21 protein-coding genes and 1 tRNA gene are annotated in these 19,857 nt (G+C 67.4%); 15 read left to right on the forward strand and 7 right to left on the reverse strand.

The window, feature by feature from the left end; translation table 11 throughout:
* Positions 1-50: 50 nt before the first annotated feature.
* The 6 genes from BMX96_RS12185 to grxD all read left to right on the forward strand — a co-directional run bounded on the left by BMX96_RS12185 (position 51) and on the right by grxD (position 5,007).
* Positions 51-959, forward strand: coding sequence for a LysR family transcriptional regulator (locus BMX96_RS12185; protein WP_073126457.1), 909 nt, complete (start codon positions 51-53; stop codon positions 957-959).
* 253 nt (positions 960-1,212) lie between these two features.
* Complete coding sequence (locus BMX96_RS12190; protein WP_091845754.1) at positions 1,213-1,818, forward strand: hypothetical protein; 606 nt, start codon at positions 1,213-1,215, stop codon at positions 1,816-1,818.
* Positions 1,819-1,917: 99 nt separating this feature from the next.
* Positions 1,918-4,080: a phosphoribosylformylglycinamidine synthase subunit PurL gene (purL, locus tag BMX96_RS12195; protein ID WP_091845755.1), complete on the forward strand. Its 2,163-nt coding sequence runs from the start codon at positions 1,918-1,920 to the stop codon at positions 4,078-4,080.
* A 66-nt stretch (positions 4,081-4,146) separates the two neighbouring features.
* On the forward strand, positions 4,147-4,380 hold the full coding sequence (locus BMX96_RS12200; protein ID WP_091845756.1) for a BolA family protein: 234 nt from the start codon (positions 4,147-4,149) through the stop codon (positions 4,378-4,380).
* Positions 4,377-4,646, forward strand: a complete 270-nt coding sequence (locus BMX96_RS12205; RefSeq protein ID WP_236737047.1) for a hypothetical protein — start codon at positions 4,377-4,379, stop codon at positions 4,644-4,646. The genes BMX96_RS12200 and BMX96_RS12205 overlap by 4 nt, the downstream gene beginning before the upstream one ends.
* A 1-nt stretch (position 4,647) precedes the next feature.
* On the forward strand, positions 4,648-5,007 hold the full coding sequence (gene grxD, locus BMX96_RS12210) for a Grx4 family monothiol glutaredoxin (protein ID WP_091845757.1): 360 nt from the start codon (positions 4,648-4,650) through the stop codon (positions 5,005-5,007).
* A 94-nt stretch (positions 5,008-5,101) separates the two neighbouring features.
* On the opposite strand, the gene BMX96_RS12215 is transcribed toward grxD, so the two are convergent.
* Both BMX96_RS12215 and BMX96_RS12220 read right to left on the reverse strand, forming a co-directional pair.
* Entirely contained in the window at positions 5,102-5,503 is a 402-nt protein-coding gene (locus tag BMX96_RS12215) for a cell division protein ZapA (RefSeq protein ID WP_091845758.1), read from the reverse strand.
* Positions 5,496-6,017: a hypothetical protein gene (locus BMX96_RS12220; protein WP_091845759.1), complete on the reverse strand. Its 522-nt coding sequence runs from the start codon at positions 6,015-6,017 to the stop codon at positions 5,496-5,498. Before BMX96_RS12220 ends, BMX96_RS12215 begins: the two co-directional genes overlap by 8 nt.
* A gap of 197 nt (positions 6,018-6,214) precedes the next feature.
* On the opposite strand from BMX96_RS12220, the gene tkt reads away from it, so the two are divergent.
* Both tkt and BMX96_RS12230 read left to right on the forward strand, forming a co-directional pair.
* Complete coding sequence (tkt, locus tag BMX96_RS12225) at positions 6,215-8,230, forward strand: transketolase (RefSeq protein ID WP_091845760.1); 2,016 nt, start codon at positions 6,215-6,217, stop codon at positions 8,228-8,230.
* Between the two features lie 258 nt (positions 8,231-8,488).
* Positions 8,489-9,130, forward strand: a complete 642-nt coding sequence (locus BMX96_RS12230; RefSeq protein ID WP_091845761.1) for a DUF3047 domain-containing protein — start codon at positions 8,489-8,491, stop codon at positions 9,128-9,130.
* Positions 9,131-9,241: 111 nt separating this feature from the next.
* On the opposite strand, the gene pgi is transcribed toward BMX96_RS12230, so the two are convergent.
* The 5 genes from pgi to BMX96_RS12255 all read right to left on the reverse strand — a co-directional run bounded on the left by pgi (position 9,242) and on the right by BMX96_RS12255 (position 14,792).
* Positions 9,242-10,840, reverse strand: coding sequence for a glucose-6-phosphate isomerase (gene pgi, locus BMX96_RS12235; RefSeq protein ID WP_091845877.1), 1,599 nt, complete (start codon positions 10,838-10,840; stop codon positions 9,242-9,244).
* Positions 10,841-10,854: 14 nt separating this feature from the next.
* Positions 10,855-11,520 carry a 6-phosphogluconolactonase gene (pgl, locus tag BMX96_RS12240; protein ID WP_091845762.1) on the reverse strand — a complete coding sequence of 222 codons (666 nt, stop codon included), beginning with the start codon at positions 11,518-11,520 and terminating at the stop codon, positions 10,855-10,857.
* 276 nt (positions 11,521-11,796) lie between these two features.
* Positions 11,797-13,251 carry a glucose-6-phosphate dehydrogenase gene (zwf, locus tag BMX96_RS12245; RefSeq protein ID WP_091845763.1) on the reverse strand — a complete coding sequence of 485 codons (1,455 nt, stop codon included), beginning with the start codon at positions 13,249-13,251 and terminating at the stop codon, positions 11,797-11,799.
* Between the two features lie 125 nt (positions 13,252-13,376).
* Positions 13,377-13,961, reverse strand: coding sequence for an HNH endonuclease (locus BMX96_RS12250; RefSeq protein ID WP_073125290.1), 585 nt, complete (start codon positions 13,959-13,961; stop codon positions 13,377-13,379).
* A 177-nt stretch (positions 13,962-14,138) separates the two neighbouring features.
* Positions 14,139-14,792 carry a fumarylacetoacetate hydrolase family protein gene (locus BMX96_RS12255; protein WP_091845764.1) on the reverse strand — a complete coding sequence of 218 codons (654 nt, stop codon included), beginning with the start codon at positions 14,790-14,792 and terminating at the stop codon, positions 14,139-14,141.
* A 227-nt stretch (positions 14,793-15,019) separates the two neighbouring features.
* Here BMX96_RS12255 and rpmF point away from each other — a divergent pair, with 227 nt between their 5' ends.
* From rpmF to BMX96_RS12290, 7 genes are all read left to right on the forward strand, one after another.
* Positions 15,020-15,226: a 50S ribosomal protein L32 gene (gene rpmF, locus BMX96_RS12260; protein WP_073125284.1), complete on the forward strand. Its 207-nt coding sequence runs from the start codon at positions 15,020-15,022 to the stop codon at positions 15,224-15,226.
* An 88-nt stretch (positions 15,227-15,314) separates the two neighbouring features.
* Positions 15,315-16,343, forward strand: a complete 1,029-nt coding sequence (gene plsX, locus BMX96_RS12265) for a phosphate acyltransferase PlsX (protein ID WP_236737065.1) — start codon at positions 15,315-15,317, stop codon at positions 16,341-16,343.
* A 2-nt stretch (positions 16,344-16,345) separates the two neighbouring features.
* Positions 16,346-17,314: a beta-ketoacyl-ACP synthase III gene (locus BMX96_RS12270; protein ID WP_091845878.1), complete on the forward strand. Its 969-nt coding sequence runs from the start codon at positions 16,346-16,348 to the stop codon at positions 17,312-17,314.
* A gap of 91 nt (positions 17,315-17,405) precedes the next feature.
* Positions 17,406-17,708, forward strand: a complete 303-nt coding sequence (gene ihfA / locus BMX96_RS12275; protein WP_073125277.1) for an integration host factor subunit alpha — start codon at positions 17,406-17,408, stop codon at positions 17,706-17,708.
* 4 nt (positions 17,709-17,712) lie between these two features.
* Positions 17,713-18,594 carry a MerR family transcriptional regulator gene (locus BMX96_RS19935; protein ID WP_236737048.1) on the forward strand — a complete coding sequence of 294 codons (882 nt, stop codon included), beginning with the start codon at positions 17,713-17,715 and terminating at the stop codon, positions 18,592-18,594.
* Between the two features lie 66 nt (positions 18,595-18,660).
* A tRNA-Pro gene (locus tag BMX96_RS12285) sits at positions 18,661-18,737 on the forward strand.
* A 43-nt stretch (positions 18,738-18,780) separates the two neighbouring features.
* A complete protein-coding gene (locus tag BMX96_RS12290) occupies positions 18,781-19,851 on the forward strand; it encodes a 2'-deoxycytidine 5'-triphosphate deaminase (RefSeq protein ID WP_091845766.1) in 1,071 nt (356 codons plus the stop codon).
* The last annotated feature ends 6 nt before the right edge of the window (positions 19,852-19,857 follow it).

Here is a 19,857-nt window from a genome sequence, read left to right on the forward strand (position 1 = left end):
CTAGTTGAGGCGCAGATGAAGAAAATCGTTCTGATAGGATCCCCACCATGATGGACTGGGACAAATTGCGCGTCTTCCACGCCGTCGCCGATGCGGGCAGCCTGACCCATGCGGGCGACGTGCTGCATCTCAGCCAATCCGCCGTGTCGCGCCAGATCCGGTCGCTGGAGGAGGCATTGGACACCACCCTGTTCCACCGTCACGCCCGGGGCCTGATCCTGACCGAACAGGGCGAGCTTCTGCACGACGCCACCTCGTCCATGAACCGCCGCCTGGAAACGGCCGCCGCACGCATCCGCGACAGCCGCGAGGAGGTCTTTGGCGAACTGCGGGTCACCACGACCACAGGCTTCGGCACCCTTTGGCTGGTGCCGCGCCTGCCCAAGCTCTACGCGCAGTATCCCGAGCTGAAGATCGACCTGATGCTCGAGGAACGCGTGCTGGACCTGCCCATGCGCGAGGCCGATCTGGCCATCCGCATGAAAGAGCCCAGCCAGGCCGACCTGATCCGCAAGCGGCTGAACACCGTGCGGATGCGGCTCTATGCCATGCCCGACTACCTTGAACGGGTGGGCACGCCCGAGACGCTGGACGACCTGCCGGACCACCGCCTGATCTCGATGCACAACACCGCCACGCAGGTCGCCGCGGGCGAGGTTCTGGTCCAGAGCCTCATGTCCATCGGCATCCCATCGACGCTGACGGTGAACAACTACTTCGGCGTGTTGCAGGGCGTGCTGGCCGGACTGGGGATCGGCGTGCTGCCCGATTACGTCATTGCCGATTTTCCCGCCATCAAGCGGGTGCTTCCCGATGTCGAGTCGGCCGAGATCCCGGTTTATCTTGCGTATCCGGAAGAATTGCGTAATTCCAAGAGGATCGTCGCCTTCCGCGACTTCGTGCTCGAGGAACTCGCGCTCAGCGCCAAGGTGCTGGAAAGCATGGGCGCGCAGCTATGACCTGACGTCATAGCGGCAATGCAATCTCGCCTTTCAATATGTTCTTGCCGGGTGCCTTCACCCGGCCTAGATGCCCTTTTGAAAGCAGCGACGATATGCTCTCGCTTCTTTTACCTCCCTGTTGGACTGGCCGGGCTTTTCAGCCCGGCCTTTTTTTTGTGCGGGTCAACCCTGTCGGCCGCTCTCGCTTGACTTGCGCGGACCGCGAAGCATGCCATCATGGGACGATTGATCCCCGGTAGATGCGACCCCAGTGCAAGTAACGCGTTTCATCCGAAAGCTGCGCAGTGACGCCATCCTCTGGGACGCCATTCTCGACCCCGATGAAACGCCGTTGTGGTCTAGCCGCCCGGATTACGGTCGAAGACTGCACCAAGCGATCGGGGAGGAACGGGTTTTGCACGGATCGATCGCGGTCGGCATCGCGGTGATCTGGGCCGTGCCGTACCTGCTTCCCGAGGGTGGCACTGTCGGACCGACGGCTGCCATCTGGATCTGCGCGGTATCAACCCTGCTGCTAATTTTGTTTGCGCTTGCTGTCGCGGTAGGGCGTACCGACCATCTGGGCCGGGCCCATTACGCCGTGACAGACTGTCGGGCGATCGTGTGTCACGACGTAAAAACCTTGGCGCTGACACGACGCGCCCGTCTGACCTGCTGCGCATTGTCCCACACTTTCACCTACCCGATCTCCGACACGCGGCCCCATGCGTCGGTGCGAGTCGGGTCGGAATTTGCGAGACATCCGACATTGTATGCGGGCGTAGAGCCAATCCTGTTCGAGCAGGTCGCAGGTGCTGAGCACGTCCGCCGCATTCTTTTCGCTGCCTCCGAGGCTTCAGCACACAGAGAAGGCTGATCGCGGGGAAGGCGCGCCCCGGGTCACATCCTGCCGCGCCTCCCGCTTTTCACGGCGACACAGATGACATAAACACCCGCCAACCGCCGCGGAGACCCCATGCCCGAGCCTGCCATCACCCCCGATCTCGTTGCCGCCCATGGGCTGAAGCCCGATGAATACGACCGAATCCTCGACATCATCGGGCGCGAGCCGACCTTCACCGAGCTCGGCATCTTCTCGGCCATGTGGAACGAGCACTGCTCCTACAAGTCGTCCAAGAAATGGCTCCGCACCTTGCCGACGACCGGTGAGCAGGTGATCTGCGGACCGGGCGAGAATGCGGGCGTCGTGGATATCGGCGATGGCCAGGCCGTGGTCTTCAAGATGGAAAGCCACAACCACCCCTCGTATATCGAACCCTACCAGGGCGCGGCGACGGGCGTTGGTGGCATCCTGCGCGACGTCTTCACCATGGGCGCGCGGCCCATCGCGGCGATGAACGCGCTCAGCTTCGGGATGCCCGACCATCCCAAGACCCGCCAGCTGGTCCACGGCGTCGTGGAAGGAATCGGCGGCTACGGCAACTGCTTCGGCGTGCCCACCGTGGGCGGCGAGGTTCGGTTCGACCCCTCCTACAACGGCAACTGCCTGGTGAACGCGTTCGCCGCCGGCCTGGCCGATGCCGACAAGATCTTCTACTCGGCCGCCAGCGGCGTGGGCATGCCGGTGGTCTACCTGGGCGCGCGCACGGGCCGTGACGGCGTGGGCGGCGCCACCATGGCGTCGGCCGAGTTCGACGACACCATCGAGGACAAGCGCCCCACGGTGCAGGTGGGCGATCCCTTCACCGAGAAGTCGCTGATGGAGGCCTGCCTCGAGCTCATGCAGACCGGCGCCGTGATTTCGATCCAGGACATGGGGGCCGCGGGCCTGACCTGCTCGGCCGTGGAAATGGGCGACAAGGGCAAGCTGGGCATCAAGCTCAACCTTGATGCCGTGCCGGTGCGCGAGGCGAACATGACCGCCTACGAGATGATGCTGTCGGAAAGCCAGGAGCGGATGCTCATGGTCCTGCGCCCAGAGAAGGAAGCCGAGGCCAAGGCCGTCTTCGACAAGTGGGACCTGGATTTCGCCATCGTGGGCGAGACCATCGCCGAGGACCGGTTCCTGGTCATGCACGGGGGCGAGGTGAAGGCCGACCTGCCGCTGGCGACCCTGTCGGGCAGCGCCCCGGAATACGACCGCCCGTGGGAGGAAACGCCCCCCTCAACGCCGCTGACCGACGCGCCCAAGATCGACCCGATCGAAGGGCTGCGCGCGCTGATCTCGCACCCCAACTATGCCGCCAAGCACTGGGTCTACGAGCAGTACGACACCCAGGTGATGGCCGACACCGTGCGCGGCCCGGGCCTGGGCGCGGGCGTGGTGCGGGTGCACGGCACCGACAAGCTGCTGGCCTTCACCTCGGACGTGACGCCGCGCTACGTGGTGGCCGACCCGGTCGAGGGCGGCAAGCAGGCGGTGGCCGAGGCCTATCGCAACCTCGTCTCGGTGGGCGCGCGGCCGCTGGCCACCACCGACAACATGAATTTCGGCAACCCCGAGAAGCCCCGCATCATGGGCCAGTTCGTGGGCGCCATCAAAGGCATCGGCAAGGCCTGCGCCGCGTTGGACATGCCCATCGTGTCGGGCAACGTGTCGCTTTACAACGAAACCGACGGCAAGGGCATCCTGCCCACGCCCACCATCGGCGCCGTGGGGCTGATCGACCACGAGGATGACCTGATCGGCGGCGTGGCGCAGGCGGGCAACCTCCTGCTTTCGCTGGGCAAGACCGAAGGCCACCTGGGCCGCTCGGCGCTGCTGGCGACCGCCTTCGGCCGGCACGATGGCCCGCCGCCGCCGGTGGACCTGAAGACCGAGCGCAAGAACGGCGATTTCATCCTGCAGAACGGCGACTGCATCACCGCCTGCCAGGACGTCTCGGACGGCGGCATCGCCCTGGCCGCCTTCGAGATGGCCGAGGCCGCCGGCATCGGCGTGACCATCGACAAGAAACGCCGCACTGCCGGGCTGTTCGGCGAAGACCAGGGCCGCTACCTGCTGGCGTGCAGCTTCGACCAGGCCGAGGCGCTGATGACGCGGGCCTACAAGATGCAGGTCTGGCTGACGGTGATCGGCAAGTTCGGCGGCGACCAGGTCACACTGGGCCGCGCGTCGGCGCCGCTGGCCGAGCTCGCCGCGATCTATCGCAGCGCCTTCGCCGACACCTTCGCCTGAGCCTTGCTTGCGACCACGGCCCGCCCCACTTACGTGATAGAAGAACAACCGACCAAGGACGCCGCCATGCCCATCGACGCCCACCAGATCGAAACCATGATCCGCGAGGCCTTTCCCGACGCCAAGGTGACCGTCCAGGGCGACGACGGGGCCCATTTCGCGGCCGAGGTGATCGACCCGTCCTTCGCCGGCATGAACCGCGTGCAGCAGCAGCGTGCCGTCTACGCGGCGCTGAAGGGCAAGATGGACGGCCCCGCGGGCGAGCTGCACGCGCTGGCCCTGACAACGCGGGCGCCGTGAGCGCGGGACCCTATACCCTTTCCGCCGTGCTGGGCCTCCTGATCCTGGCGATCCTCGCGGTGCGCGCGTTCATCGTCATGCGCGCCGAGCGCGACGACCGGCGCGGATCGGACCCCGGCACCGGCCACCACGTCCTGAAATCCGAGTATTTCTCGGGCATGGGCGGCGGCCAGTCCCGAGAATACAAGGTGCCGCGCGATCCGCAGGAATACGCCCGGCTGTTCGTCCCGAAAACCAAAGACACCCAAGACCCAAAGGACACCTGACATGACTGCCGAAACCCAGATCAAGGAAACCGTCACCAACAACGACGTGGTGCTGTTCATGAAGGGCACCAAGTCCATGCCGCAATGCGGGTTTTCCAGCCGCGTCGCGGGCGTTCTGAACTTCATGGGCGTCGATTTCGCCGACATCAACGTGCTGGCTGACGAGGAACTGCGCCAGGGCATCAAGGACTATTCCGACTGGCCGACCATTCCCCAGCTCTACGTGAAGGGCGAATTCGTGGGCGGCTGTGATATCGTGACCGAGATGACCCTGTCGGGCGAGCTGGACGAACTGTTCCAGAAGGAAGGCGTCAATTTCGACAAGGCAGCCGCCGACAAGATCCGCGAAGCCAACACCTGATCGGCTTCGCCCGGGGTCCATACCCCGCGAACCCAAAAGCCCCCGCCGGCCATCACGCCGCGGGGGCTTTTTCGTTTTTCCGTGTCGCGCAGGCTCAGTCCTCGGGTGCCGCCTTGGTCTCGACCGCGTCCGCCAGGGCTTCCGAGCGGGCGGCCAGCTCGGCCATGGTTTCCAGCACTGAAGTCGGGATCACCGGGACCTCGACCTTTTCGGCCGCGGGAGGCGGCGCGCTTTTCAGTGCGGCCAGTTCGGCGCGGAGCGCCTCAATCTCGGTATCGCGGGCGCGCATCTGCTCGTCCAATCCGGCGGTCTTGTCGGCCAGCATGAGTCCGGCCATCAGCAACATCCGCGATTCGGGCAGGCGTCCCACTTGCGCGCCGAGCGTGCGCGCCTCGGTATCCAGCATCTCGGCCGCCGCGTGCAGGAATCCCTCTTCGCCGGGCTGGCAGGCGACCTCGTAGTCGCGGCCGCCGATCGTGACTTTTTCCTCAGGCATTGTGTGCGGCATCCTCTGTCGCGGTGGTTTCGGACAGGGCGGGTTCGAGCAGGCGCACGATGGCGTCAAGCTCGGCACGGTCGCTGGCGCGCACCTGCCGCAGGGCGTCGAGCTCGGTCTGCAGCGCCGTATTGACGACCGCGTCGTCCCCCATGCCCTTTTCGTTCGCCTCGCGCAGGGCCGCGTTGCTGTCGCGCAGGGCGTCGTTCACGGCCTTCAGCTGCGCGCGATCCTCCTCGGTCTTGCGAAGGAGGGCCCGCAGCTCCTCGATCTCGGTCCTGAGCTTTTCCTCCTGCGCCTCCGAGCGGTCGCGATTGGCCTGGATACGCTCCTGCAGCTGGGCGTTCAGCGCGCGCTCGGATTCGAGCTCGCCCTGCGCCGCAAGCAGCTCTGGGCTCGGGCCCTCGTCGGCGGGCTCGGGATCGGGACGCGCGGCGTCCAGCTTGTCCAAGCCCGCGCCGATCCGACCCAAGGCAGCCGTGATCCGCCGCTGAAGCTCGGTTACGTCCTGCATGGCACGCGGTCCTTTCTGCTCGTCCGCCGGTGTCGGCGCTATTTTGCGATTCGGGCGCTTGGGTTCAAGTAAATCGCATAAGTCGCCGGGAATCAGCCCCAAAAGCCGCCCATGCCCCCCTGCCCACGCTTGATCTTGCCCCCGGTGCTGGTATCGATGCGCCGACTGCACGCCCAGACGCCGATAGGAGGACACCCATGGATCTCGACACGCTGCGCGACGCTCACCCCGATCACTGGAACCGGGCCGCTGCCCTGCGCTTCCTGGCGATGGACGCGGTCGCCGCCGCGAATTCGGGCCACACCGGGATGCCCATGGGCATGGCCGACGTGGCCACGGTGCTGTTCTCGAAGCACATGAAGTTCGATGCGAAGGCGCCCGACTGGGCCGATCGCGACCGCTTCATCCTGTCGGCGGGCCACGGTTCGATGCTGCTTTACGGGCTGCTCTACCTGACCGGCTACGAGGACATGACCCTCGATGAGCTGAAGAATTTCCGCCAGTGGGGCTCGAAAACCGCGGGGCACCCGGAATACGGCCACGCGAAGGGGATCGAGACGACGACCGGCCCGCTGGGCCAGGGCATCGCGACCTCGGTCGGCTTCGCCATCGCCGAGGAAAGCCTGCGCGCCAAGTTCGGCAAGAAGATCGTCGACCACCACACCTATGTCATCGCCGGGGACGGCTGCCTGATGGAGGGCGTCAGCCAGGAAGCCATCGCGCTGGCCGGGCACCTGAAGCTTTCGAACCTGATCGTCTTCTGGGACAACAACGACATCACCATCGACGGCAAGGTCAGCCTGGCCGACAGCGTCGACCAGGTGAAGCGGTTCGATGCCGCCGGCTGGCACACCCAGTTCATCGACGGCCACGACCCCAACGCCATCCACGCCGCGATCCAGGCCGCCAAGAAGGCCGGCAAGCCGTCGATGATCGCCTGCAAGACCCATATCGCGCTGGGCTCGTCCGCGCAGGACACGGCCAAGGGCCACGGCGCGCTGACCGACGAGAAGCTGATCGCCGACACGCGCGAGGCCTATGGCTGGAGCCATGCGCCCTTCGACATTCCCGCCGACATCAAGTCGTGGTGGGAAGAGGTCGGCCGCCGCGGCGCCGCCGAGCGCGAGGCCTGGAACGACCGCGTCGAAAGCCTGGGCGCCGGCAAGCGCGCCACGTTCGACCGGATGATGTCGGGCGAGATGCCGAAGAAGCTCGCCGGTACCATCCGCGCGCTGAAGAAGCAGGTCAGCGAGACCGCCCCGAAGGTCGCCACCCGCAAGTCCAGCGAGATGGTGCTCGAGGTCATCAACCCCGTGGTGGGCGAGACGCTGGGCGGATCGGCCGACCTGACCGGCTCGAACAACACCCTGACCGCCGACCTGGGCATCTTCACCGCCGAGGACCGCAAGGGCCGCTACATCCACTACGGCATCCGCGAACATGGCATGGCCGCGGCCATGAACGGCATCGCGCTGCACGGGGGCTTGCGCCCCTATGGCGGCACCTTCTTCGTCTTCACCGACTACGCCCGCCCCGCCGTGCGCCTGTCGGCGCTCATGGGCAACCCGGTGATCTACGTGATGACCCACGACAGCATCGGGCTGGGCGAGGACGGCCCGACCCACCAGCCGGTCGAGCACCTGGCCATGTGCCGCGCCACGCCGAACACGCTGGTCTTCCGCCCCGCCGACACCGTCGAGACCGCCGAGGCGTGGGAACTGGCGCTGACCACCACCGACAAGCCGTCGATCCTGGCACTCACCCGCCAAGGCCTGCCGACGGTGCGCACCGACCACAAGACCCGCAACCTGGTGGCCCAGGGGGCCTATGTCCTGGCCGAGGCCGAGGGCAAGCGCCAGGCGGTGCTGCTGGCGTCCGGCTCGGAAGTGTCCGTGGCCATGGCCGCGCGCGAGGCGCTCCAGGCCGAGGGCATCGGCACCCGCGTGGTGTCCGTCCCCTGCATGGAGCTGTTCTGGCAGCAGGACGACGCCTATCGCCGCAAGGTGCTGCCCGCATCCGCTGTGCGCGTCGCGGTCGAGGCCGGCGTACGTCAGGGCTGGGACGGCATGCTGCTGGGCGAGCGCGGGCGCGAGGCCAAGGCCGGCTTCGTCGGGATGGACAGCTTCGGCGCTTCCGCCCCGGCGGGCGAGTTGTTCGAGAAGTTCGGCATCACCGCCGATGCCGTGGCCGAGAAGGTGAAATCGCTGCTTTGAGGGCGGCAGCGCCCCCGGCCAGGCGTCAGGGGCCCATTCTGCGCAAAAAGAAAAGGCCCCGGTCACCGCGCCGGGGCCTTTTTCGTCTGCCGCGGCCAGTCGGCAATCGGGCCGCCCACGGACAAGATTGCTGGCTAGCGCGATCAGGGTCGGCGCCGACAAGTGTTCGCTCACTCCTCACGCTTGCGTCAGAACCGCACCAAACGGGTGGTCCGCGCCGTGCATCGCCTAGATGCTGACCAAAGCTGGAGGAGCCTTATGCGACACATCCTGACCCTCGCGACGCTCGGCGCCGCGTTCGCCCTGCCCCTGGCCGCGGCCGAGATCCCGTTCGACGACCAATGGCGCGAGCAGACCTTCCCCTTCCAGCCCGCCAACGAATACGCGCTGAACGGCGACACGCTGGGGGTGAGTTCGGAGGGGACGGTGTCATTGGTCTATCGCCGCACGCCGGAGGTGCCCGATGCGACCGGCGCCAGCTGGTCCTGGACCGTGACCGAAGGCGTGCCGGCCACCGACCTTGCGCAGAAGGGTGGCGATGATCGCAACCTGGCGCTCTATTTCGTGTTCGCCGACGACGCCACGGCCGAGGCCTTGCAGGGCGCCAGCCTGCGTCGCCTGCTGGGCGCCGAGGCGGCGCGGATCCTCGTCTACGTGCGCGGCGGCGACGTCGCGCCGGGCACGATGCAGGACAGCCCCTACCTGGGCGAACGGGGCAAGACCATCGTGCTGGCGGAAACCGGCACCGGCAGCCAGTCGGAACGCGTGGATTTCGACGCCGACCTGCAAGAGGCGTTCGGCACCCGCCCTCCGCGCCTGCTTGGCGTGGCCGTCAGCGCCGACAGCGACGACACCGACAGCGTGATCGACGCCACGATATCGGGGCTGTCGCTGGAGTGAGACCGGCATGGGGGCTCTGCCCCCGTCCGCTGCGCGGACTCCCCCGAGGTATTTCGGGAAAGATGAAGCAGGGGCGCGACGGCTGATCGGCCGCGCCCCCCGGGATGGTCGTCAGGCGCCGTGGCGCTGAAGCCAGCCGACCAGCGACGCGGTGGAGGCGTCCTTGTCGTCGGCCGATGTCTCGCCCGCCACGACGGGTTCGAGCGCCTTGGCGAGTTCCTTGCCGAGCTCCACGCCCCACTGGTCGAAGGAATTGATGCCGAGCAATACGCCTTCGACGAAGACCCGGTGCTCGTAAAGCGCGACGATGGCGCCCAGGACCTCGGGGGTGAGCTTGGGATAGACCAGCATGGTCGAGGGCCGGTTGCCGGGGAACACTCGGTGGCGCGCCTGCCGTTCGAGCTCGTCGCCCGAGAACTTGTCCTTGATGAGCGCCTTGGCCTCGTCCAGCGAGCGGCCCTTCATCAGCGCCTCGGCCTGGGCCAGGCAGTTGGCGATCAGCAGGCGGTGCTGGTGCGGCAGCTCGTGCTCGAACCCTTCGGCGCCCACCATGAACTCGCAGGGGATGATGCGCGTGCCCTGGTGGATCAGCTGGTAGAAGGCGTGCTGGCCGTTGGTGCCCGGCTCGCCCCAGACCACGGGGCCCGAGTCGACCGGCAAGTCTGCACCGTCCATGGAGACGCGCTTGCCGTTGCTCTCCATCTCGAGCTGCTGAAGGTAGGCCGGCAGCCGGTTCAGGCGCTGCTCGTAGGGCAGAACCGCGCGCGTGGCGTGGCCGCAGCCCTGGTTGTGCCAGAGGCCCGTCAGCGCCAGCATCACCGGCATGTTCTCCAGCGGGTTGGCGGATTTGAAGTGGATATCCATGGACTCGGCCCCGCGCAGGAAGGCGCGGAAGGCTTCGGGGCCAATTGCGATCAGCAGCGACAGGCCGATGGGCCCCCACATGGAGTAGCGTCCGCCGACCCAGTCCGCGAAGCCGAACACCCGGGTCTCGGAAATGCCGAAGGCCGCCGTCTTGTCCTGGGCCGTGCTGAGGGCCGCGAATTGCGCGGCCGGGTCGCGCACCCGTTCGGCCATCCAGGCCTTGGCGGTGGCGGCATTGGTCATGGTTTCGATCGTGGTGAAGGTCTTGGACGCCACGATGATCAACGTCGTCTCGGGGTTCAGCGGGCCGAGAATGTCGGCGATATGGGCGCCGTCCACGTTGCTGACGAAGTGGCAGCGCGGCCCGTCGTGATAGGGCGCCAGCGCCAGCGTCGCCATTGCCGGGCCCAGGTCCGAGCCGCCGATGCCGATATTCACCACGTCGGTGATCGCCCCGCCCTGCCCGCGGAAATTGCCCTCGCGCACGGCGCGGGCGAAGCCTTCCATGCGGGCGAGCGTGCCCAGCACCCGTGGCATGACGTCCTGCTCGTCGATCATGACGGCGCCGCCAGACAGGTTGCGCAGCGCGGTGTGCAGCACGGCGCGCCCCTCGGTCTCGTTGATGGCGCGGCCCTCGAACATGGCACGCCGCTTCTCCGAAAGGCCCGCCGCGTCGCACATGGCCAGGAGGTGGTCGCGGTCCGCATCGGTCATGGCCGTCTTGGAATAGTCGAAGCGCATGCCGCAGGCCTCGACCGCGTAGCCGTCGGCGCGCTCGGCGCTCATCAGTTCGGGAATCGATCGCCCGGCGGCCGCCTGGCCCTTCTGGGCCAGCGTGCTCCACATGTCCTTCATGTCTTTCAGTCCTCAGCCCAGTGAACGGTTGCGTCGCGCAGGATGGTGGCGATGGGTGCCTCGCGCGGGGACAGGCGCGCGGCCTTGTCCAGCGCGCGGCGTTTCTCGGGCCCCGTGATCAGCACGTGGGTCGACAGCGCCCCACGCAGCACCGGCCCGGTCAGCGTGATCCGCGGCTCGAGCCCCTCGGGCGCGTCGACCTCCATCACCGGCGGCGCATCGGGCGCCAGCGCGGCGTCGAGCTGCGGCGCGCCGGGGAACAGCGACGCGCAATGCATGTCGGCGCCCATCCCCAGCACCAGGATCGACAGCGGAAGCTCGGGCGCGATGCGCCGCGCGAGGTCATCCATGCTGGTGCCTTCGTCCGGCACGAGGCGCACGAACGTCGCGCGCGCGGCCTTGTCGGTCAGGAGGCGCGAGCGCAGCAGCCGCTCGTTCGAGCGTTCGTGATCGGGCGGCACGCGGCGTTCGTCGGTCAGCAGCACGTGCACCCGGTCCCAGTGCAGATCGGCGCCGGCCAGCGTGTCGAAGGCCGGGCCGGGCGTGCTGCCCCCCGGAACGGCGAGCGAGACGTGGTCATGGGCGGCGAGGCAATTGCTGATCTCGCTGGCGAGCTTGTCGGCCAGCGTCATCATCATCATCTCGGCGTCTTGATACTCGATCAGATCCATGGGGCATCCTTTCGGCTGCAAAGCTAGCAGGCTGGGTCGGGCGATCCAATGGGGCGCGCGGGGATCGCCCGGCGGGTCCCCGCTGTTTCGCGTCGGGTGCCGTCTTGTCGAGGGCACGAGCGGCGATCGCCGGCCGCGCCGGGCCGGGGGGCTCCGCCCGTTCGCCCCGCGATCGCTCCACCGGAGCGATCGCCGGCTGCGCCGGGCCGGGGGGCTCCGCCCGTTCGCCCCTCGATCGCTCCACCGGAGCGATCGCCGGCTGCGCCGGACCGGGCCTCACTCCTTGATGTCGCGCCAGCGGCGGTTCTCGCGGTGCATGAGCATCGCCGCCTCTTCCGGGCCGGCGGTGCCGGGCTCGTAGTCGTGCGGGCGGTCGTCGCGGTCCTGCCACCCGTTGATGATCGGATCGGTCCAGGCCCAGGCGGCCTCGACCTCGTCGCCGCGCATGAACAGGGTCTGGTTGCCGCGCACCACGTCCATGATCAGCCGCTCATAGGCCTCGGGGACCGCCTCGCCATCGCTGCCGAGCGCGTCCGCGAAGGTCATGTCCAGCGGCACGTCGATCAGGCGCATGCCGCCCGGTCCCGGCTCCTTAATGGTGACGCCCAGCTTCATGCCGTCATTGGGCTGGAGCCGGATGGTCAGGATGTTGCGGTGCCGCCCGGCCTGCGCCCCGAAGATGGAATGCGGCGCGTCCTTGAACACCACCGCGATCTCGGACTGGCGCGCGCGCAGGCGCTTGCCGGTGCGGATGTAGAAGGGTGTGCCGGCCCATCGCCAGTTCGACACGTGCAGCTTCATGGCGATGAACGACTCGGTCCGGCTTTCGTCGTTCTCCACGTCTTCGAGATAGGAATTCGCCTTGCCCTTGGACTCGTACTGGCCACGCACGATGTCGGCGGGATCGACCGGGTCCAGCGCGCGGATGACCTTGAGCTTCTCGTCGCGCACGGCGTCGGGATCGAAACGCGACGGCGGCTCCATGGCGATGAGGCACAGAAGCTGCATCAGGTGGTTCTGCACCATGTCCCGCATGGCGCCCGACTTGTCGTAATAGCTGCCGCGTCCGCCGACGCCCACCGTCTCGGCCACGGTAATCTGGATGTGATCCACATATTGCGCGTTCCACAGCGGCTCGAACAGGACATTTGCGAAGCGGACGACCATCAGGTTCTGGACGGTTTCCTTCCCCAGATAATGGTCGATGCGGTAGATCTGCGTCTCGTCGAAATGCTCGGCCAGCGTGGCGTTCAGCGCCTTCGCCGACTCCAGGTCGCGACCGAAGGGCTTCTCGACCACGATCCGCGAATCCCGCCCGGCGATCTTGTGGTGATGGAGCCGTTCCGCGAGGTCGCCGAACAGCACGGGCGCCACCGAAAAATAGAAGGCCCGCACGACACCGTCGCGCATGAGCTGGTTGAGCTCCTTCCAACCATCCTCGCCCTTCGCGTCAATCGAGACGTAATGCAGCCGAGACAGGAAGGCGGCGATCTGCTCTTCGCTCTGGTCCGCCTTGGCCAGAAACTCCTTCAACGCGTCGCGCACTTCCTGGCGGTAGCCCTCGTCGTCGAGGTCGGAACGCGCGGCACCGACGATGCGCGCCTCGGCCGGCATCTGGCCCGCCACGAAGCGGCGGTAGAGCCCCGGCAGGATCTTGCGTCGCGCCAGGTCGCCGGTGCCGCCGAAGATCACCAGATCGAAATCGTCCACGGGAATGACGCGCGAGACCATGGCATGTCCTTTCACTGATCCTTGGGCCGGAGAATGCGTCTTGCGCGGTCCGGGTCAAGGCGAAGTTTGGGCGCTAACAGCCTTGCCGCCCGAAAGGTGGCGACGGCGTCACGAACCGCCGGGCCTTACGGCTCCAGCTCGGCATCCCAGTACAGGAAGTCGCGCCACGTCTCGTGCAGGTGGTTGGGCGGGAACCTGCGGCCCATGTTCTTCAGCTCTTCCGCGCCGGGCTGGCGCGGCGGCTTGCGCAGGGTCAGGTGCGTGTCCGACAGGCTGCGCGATCCCTTCGACAGGTTGCATGGCGCGCAGGCGGCCACAACGTTTTCCCAGCTGGTGCGCCCGCCCCGGGCCCGCGGCACCACGTGATCGAAGGTCAGGTCGCTGACGCTGCCGCAATACTGGCAGCGGAATTCGTCCCTCAGAAACAAATTGAAGCGCGTGAAGGCCACGCGCTTCTGGGGTTTGACGTAATCCTTGAGGACGACCACCGACGGGATCCGTATCTCGGTGGTGGGGGACCTGACATAGGCGTCGTATTCCGCCACGATCGAGACCCTGTCGAGATAGGCCGCCTTGATCGCATCCTGCCACGGCCACAGACTGAGCGGGTAGTAGGACAGCGGCCGGTAATCCGCGTTCAGCACAAGGGCCGGGTGATGCCTGAGTGAATTCGGCTCTCTTACGAACTCGTTCCTGAAATCACCATCCATGGTTCGCCTGTCCCTGCCCGTTCTGCGCCAGCCGCGTCGGGGGCTTTCGGGAAAACCCCCGAGACACCTTCGACTATATCTGGCGGTTTCCACCTGACAAGCCCCACATTCGGTATGCGGCGCCTGGCCGCAAGATGGGCACAGGGATGTAACGAGAGGGTGACGCGATGGGCCGTTTCAGACCACGGTTGCCCGCAATTCCGGCAGGCCGGTGATCGACGCGTCGATCCGGTCGCCGCGTTCCACCGCGCCGACGCCCGAGGGCGTGCCGGTCATGATGAGGTCGCCCGCCCGAAGGGTGTAGAGCCCGCCCAGGTCCGCCAGCAATTCCTCCACGCTCCAGACCATGTCGGCGATGCGGCCCTGCTGGCGCAGCGTGCCGTTGACCGACAGCATGATCTCGGCCCCGGTGATGTCAGGCACCTCGTCCGCCGCGCGCAGGGGCGCCAGCACCGCCGAGGCCTCGAAGTCCTTGGCCACGTCCCAGGGGCGCCGCTTGTCCTTGGCGCGCGCCTGCAGGTCGCGCCGGGTCATGTCCAGCCCCACGCCGTAGGCGACGGGTTTTGCACCCTGCCCCAGCGCCACGACCAGCTCGACCTCGTGGTGCAGGTCGGCGGTGCGCGGCGGATAGGGCAGATCGCCGCCCGCCGCGATGACCGCGTGGGCGGACTTGGTGAAGTAGAACGGCGCCTCGCGGTCGACCTCGTTGCCCATCTCGGCCGCGTGGGCGGCATAGTTCCGGCCGACGCAGAAAACGCGGTGGATCGGATAGGCGCCCTGCCCCGCGATCTCGACGCTGGGCTGGGGGGCGGGATCGAACAGGAAGGGCATGGTCATATCCTTGGATTCGGGGCGCGGGTCCCGCCGAGGTAACCGTCCCGGCAGCCCCTTGCCAAGGTGCCGTCGGCCCCGCAGGAAAAGGGTCCGAAAATCTTCGAACGCGCCCCGACGCAGGGCTTGATCCTTTTCGGCGAAGGGCGTATTGCGCGGCTTCAATCGAAATTCGGGCCGCGAAGGCCTGCCTCGGGGCATTCGCCCCTCAAAGCGAAGGTCACATCATGGCTGTCCCACAGAATAAAGTCACCAAATCGCGCCGCAACATGCGCCGGGCCCACGACGGTCTGACCGCCGACAACCCGGCCGAGTGCCCGAACTGCGGTGAGATGAAGCGCCCGCACCACGTCTGCGGTGCCTGCGGCCACTATGCCGAGCGTGAAGTCGTCGCCCAGGCCGACGAGATCGATCTCGACGACGACGCAGCCTAAGCTGCGACCGGCCTTGCCGACCGACACCCACCATTCCAAGGAACCCGAGCGCGCCCATCCGGGGCGCGTGACCGTTTCCGTGGATGCCATGGGCAGCGACAAGGGGCCGGCCACGGTCGTCGAAGGCATCGCCAAGTCGATCCGGAAGAACCCCGACCTGGCCATCCTGCTGCACGGGCGGGCCGACGAATTGCGTCCGCTGATCTCGAAGCACGGGATCGAGGATGCCGTCACGCTTCACGATGCCGAAGACATCGTGACCATGGATCAGAAGCCCAGCCACGTGATGCGTCACGGCAAGGGCACGTCCATGTGGTCGTGCATCGACTCGGTCCGCGCGGGCGACGCGCAGGTCGCCGTCAGCTGCGGCAATACCGGCGCGCTGATGGCGGTCAGCATGGTGCGCCTGCGCAAGCTCGAGGGCGTGAATCGCCCCGCCATCGCCTGCCTCTGGCCGTCGCGCAATCCGTCGGGCTTCAACGTCATGCTGGACGTGGGCGCCGACATCCGCGCGGACGAGGACGACCTGCTGCAATTCGCGCTCATGGGGGCGTCCTATGCCCGCAACGGCATGGGGCTGGCGCGTCCGCGCATCGGCCTGCTGAACGTGGGCACCGAGGAGCACAAGGGCCGGGCCGAATTGAAGGTCGCGCATGACCTGATCGCGCACAACGCCCCCAAGGCCGATTTCGAGTTCGTCGGCTTCGTCGAGGGTGGGGACATCCCGTCCGACCGGGTGGACGTGATCGTGACCGACGGCTTCACCGGCAACGTCGCCCTGAAGACCGGCGAAGGCACGGCGCAGTTGATCCGAGACCTCATGCGCGAAGCCTTCAATCACTCCATCCTGTCGAAATTCGCCGCCGTCCTGGCGCTCGGCTCGCTGAAACGGCTGCAAAAGCGGATTGACCCTCGCCGCGCAAATGGCGGCGTCTTCCTCGGCCTGAATGGCACCGTCATCAAGAGCCACGGTTCGGCCGACGCCACGGGCGTATCGGCGGCGGTCAAGCTCGCCTACGAGCTGGGACTGTCGAACTTTAACGAGCGCCTCGCCGCCCGCGTTGCGTCTGCCGAGGGCTTCGACGGCGCCGGGGACGGCGAAAGGACGGCATCGTGAGCGTGCTGCGCGCCCAGGTGCGCGGGGTGGGCCACTACCTGCCCGACCGCGTGGTCGAGAACGCCGAGTTCGAGAAGAAGCTCGACACGACGGACGAATGGATCCGGACCCGCTCGGGGATCGAGCGGCGCCACTTCGCCGCCGAAGGCGAGACCACGTCGCAGATGGCCACGGCCGCCGCCCGGGCCGCGCTGGACGATGCCGGCATGTCGGCCAGCGACATCGACGCGGTGATCGTCGCCACCTCGACCCCGGACCTGACCTTCCCGTCCGCCGCGACCATGGTGCAGGCGCAACTGGGCATGACCGGCGGCTTCGCCTTCGACGTGCAGGCAGTGTGCGCAGGGTTCGTCTACGCGCTGACCACGGCAAACGCATTGATCGTGGCCGGGCAGGCCCGGCGCGTCATGGTGATCGGGGCCGAGACCTTCAGCCGCATCATGGACTGGACCGACCGGGGGACCTGCGTGCTCTTCGGTGACGGCGCGGGCGCCCTCCTGCTGGAGGCCGGCGAAGCCGACGGCGCGTCCACCGATCGCGGCATCCTGGCGTGCGACCTGCATTCCGACGGCCAGTATCGCGACATTCTGTATGTCGATGGCGGCGTCAGCACCGACACGGTCGGCAAGCTGCGGATGGAGGGCAAGGAAGTCTTCCGGCACGCCATCGAGAAGCTTGCCGCAACCGCCCATGCCGCGCTGGACAAGGCCGGTCTGGGCGCGGACGACGTGAACTGGATCGTCCCGCACCAGGCCAACCTGCGGATCATCAAGGGCACCGCGCAGCGCATGGGCGTGGGCATGGACCGGGTCGTGGTCACCGTGCCCGACCACGGAAACACCTCGGCCGCGTCGATCCCGCTGGCCCTGTCCGTGGGTCGTGAGCGCGGCCAGATCAAGGACGGCGACCTGGTCGTGACCGAGGCGATCGGCGGCGGGCTGGCCTGGGGCAGCGTCGTTCTGCGCTGGTAGCCGCTATCCCCACGCCTTTTCCGGCGCTCGCATTGACTTTGAAACGACGCGCCGCCATGGTTCCCGCAGCCAGCTCCGGGGGGATTTGGATATGTCGGACAAGACCTTAACACGCATGGACCTTAGCGAGGCCGTCTTTCAGGAGGTCGGCCTGTCGCGCAACGAATCCGCGCAGCTGGTCGAATCCGTGCTGGGTCACATGTCGGATGCCCTTGCCGCGGGCGAACAGGTGAAGATCTCGTCCTTCGGCACCTTCTCGGTGCGTGCGAAATCGGCGCGGATCGGTCGCAATCCGAAGACCGGCGAAGAGGTGCCGATTCATCCTCGCCGCGTGCTGACCTTCCGCCCCTCGCACTTGATGAAGGACCGCGTGGCGGCCGGCAACAAGGGCTGACCCCATGGCCAAGTCGCCGGACGCGTTCCGCACCATCAGCGAAGTGGCCGAATGGCTGGACGTCCCAACCCATGTCCTGCGTTTTTGGGAATCGCGCTTCACCCAGGTGAAACCGGTCAAGCGCGCGGGCGGACGGCGTTATTATCGCCCCGCCGACATGGAGCTGCTGGGCGGTATCAAGCAGCTGCTGCACGAAGACGGGTTGACCATCCGTGGGGTCCAGAAACTCCTGCGCGAGGAAGGCGTGCGCCACGTGGCCGCCCTGTCGCCGCCGCTGGAAACCGATCCGGCCCTACACGACAGCGGGTCCAGCAACGTCGTGCCGCTGCAGCGCGCCGGTAGCCCCGCGCAGGATCCAGATGCCGCGCTGGGCCGCTGGCCCTTCGTTGACGACGAAGCACCGGGAACACCGGAAGGCGACGCACAGGAGAGCGAACCGGCTGCCGATACGTCGGCCGCGGCGCAGGGCGACATGTTCGCGGCTGGCGTCAACGAAAACCCACCCGCACCGCAAGACGACGCCGCGGCGGGCGATACGCGTGAGGCCGACGCGCCCGAAAGCGAGACGGTCGATAGCGCCGACGCCGCGCCGGACGAGCCGTCCGACGCGGCCGCGTCCGACGATTCTGCGTCCGACCAGTCCCCGGCAGAGGATACCGCCGTCGAAGAGACGGCAGGCTCATCAGCACCCGAGGCGCCCGATCGCACGCCCCTGCCCCAGCCTGACGAACTGGACGAACAGGCGATCTCGGTCGAGGTCACGGCAGCTCTGAGCGGGCTCGCCCGGCTCACCGTCGCGCAGAAAAGGCGCCACGCGGATGCGCTGTCCCACGCGCTCGACCGGGCGCAAAGCCTCAAGCGCGCGATGGACCGCGCGGATGCCTGAAGCTTTTCGGATTTCCTGCATTCGGCCCTTGCCTCTGCCGTGTGCTGGGGTAAAAGGCCGCTCAGTCGGGCTATGGCGCAGCCTGGTAGCGCGTCCGTCTGGGGGACGGAAGGTCGCAGGTTCGAGTCCTGCTAGCCCGACCAATCATACCCCACCTGAGCTTCGGCACCCGATGCCGACATCCGTTTGACCGGCGTTCTGCCCAGTCAGGCGATCCGCCGGATGGTGGCCGATGGCGCCATCGCGGCCGAGGTCCCGGTGACCGATGCGCAGGTGCAGCCCGCGTCGCTGGACCTGCGGCTGGGCCACGTGGCTTACCGCGTCCGTGCGTCGTTCCTGGCCGGGCACGGCGCCAGCGTGGCGCAGCGGCTCGACGAATTCTCCATGCACCGGATCGACCTGACCGATGGCGCTGTGCTGGAAAAGGGCTGCGTCTACGTTGTACCACTGATGGAGCGTTTGCGCCTGCCCGACGGCCTGCGCGCGGTCGCCAACGCCAAGTCCTCGACCGGGCGGCTCGACCTTCTCACACGGATGATCACCGATGGCGGGGCCGAGTTCGACCGTGTGGCCGAAGGCTATGACGGACCGCTCTACGCCGAGATCTGTCCCCGGTCGTTCTCGGTGCTGGTGCGGCCGGGCATGGCGCTGAACCAGATCCGCTTCCGCGCCGGAGAGGCGGTGCTGAACGACGACGCACTGACCGCGTTGCACGACCGCGAGGGGCTGGTGGACGGAACGCCCCATATCGACGACGGGCTTGGCTTCTCGGTCGACCTGCGGCCCGCGGACGGCACGCTGGTGGGCTACCGCGCCAAGCCCCATAGCGGCGTCGTCGACCTGGGCCGCGTGGGCCATTACCCGGCCGCCGAGTTCTGGGAGGAAATCCACGCCGACGCGGGCCGGATCATCCTCGACCCCGGCGCCTTCTACATCCTCGTCAGCCGCGAGGCTGTGACCATCCCGCCCGATCACGCCGCCGAGATGGCGCCCTACCTGGCCATGGTGGGCGAATTCCGGGTGCATTACGCGGGCTTCTTCGATCCGGGCTTCGGCCACGCCGAGGCGGGCGGCGCGGGGGCGCGCGGCGTGCTGGAAGTTCGCTGCCACGAGGCGCCGTTCGTTCTGGAACACGGGCAGATCGTCGGGCGATTGATCTACGAGCGCATGTCGGAGACGCCCGAGACGCTTTACGGTCGCGAGATCAAGTCGAACTACCAGGGACAGGGCCTGAAGCTCGCCAAGCATTTCGTCTGAGACGCC

The organism is Palleronia pelagia, assembly GCF_900110115.1.
GTDB lineage: Bacteria > Pseudomonadota > Alphaproteobacteria > Rhodobacterales > Rhodobacteraceae > Palleronia > Palleronia pelagia.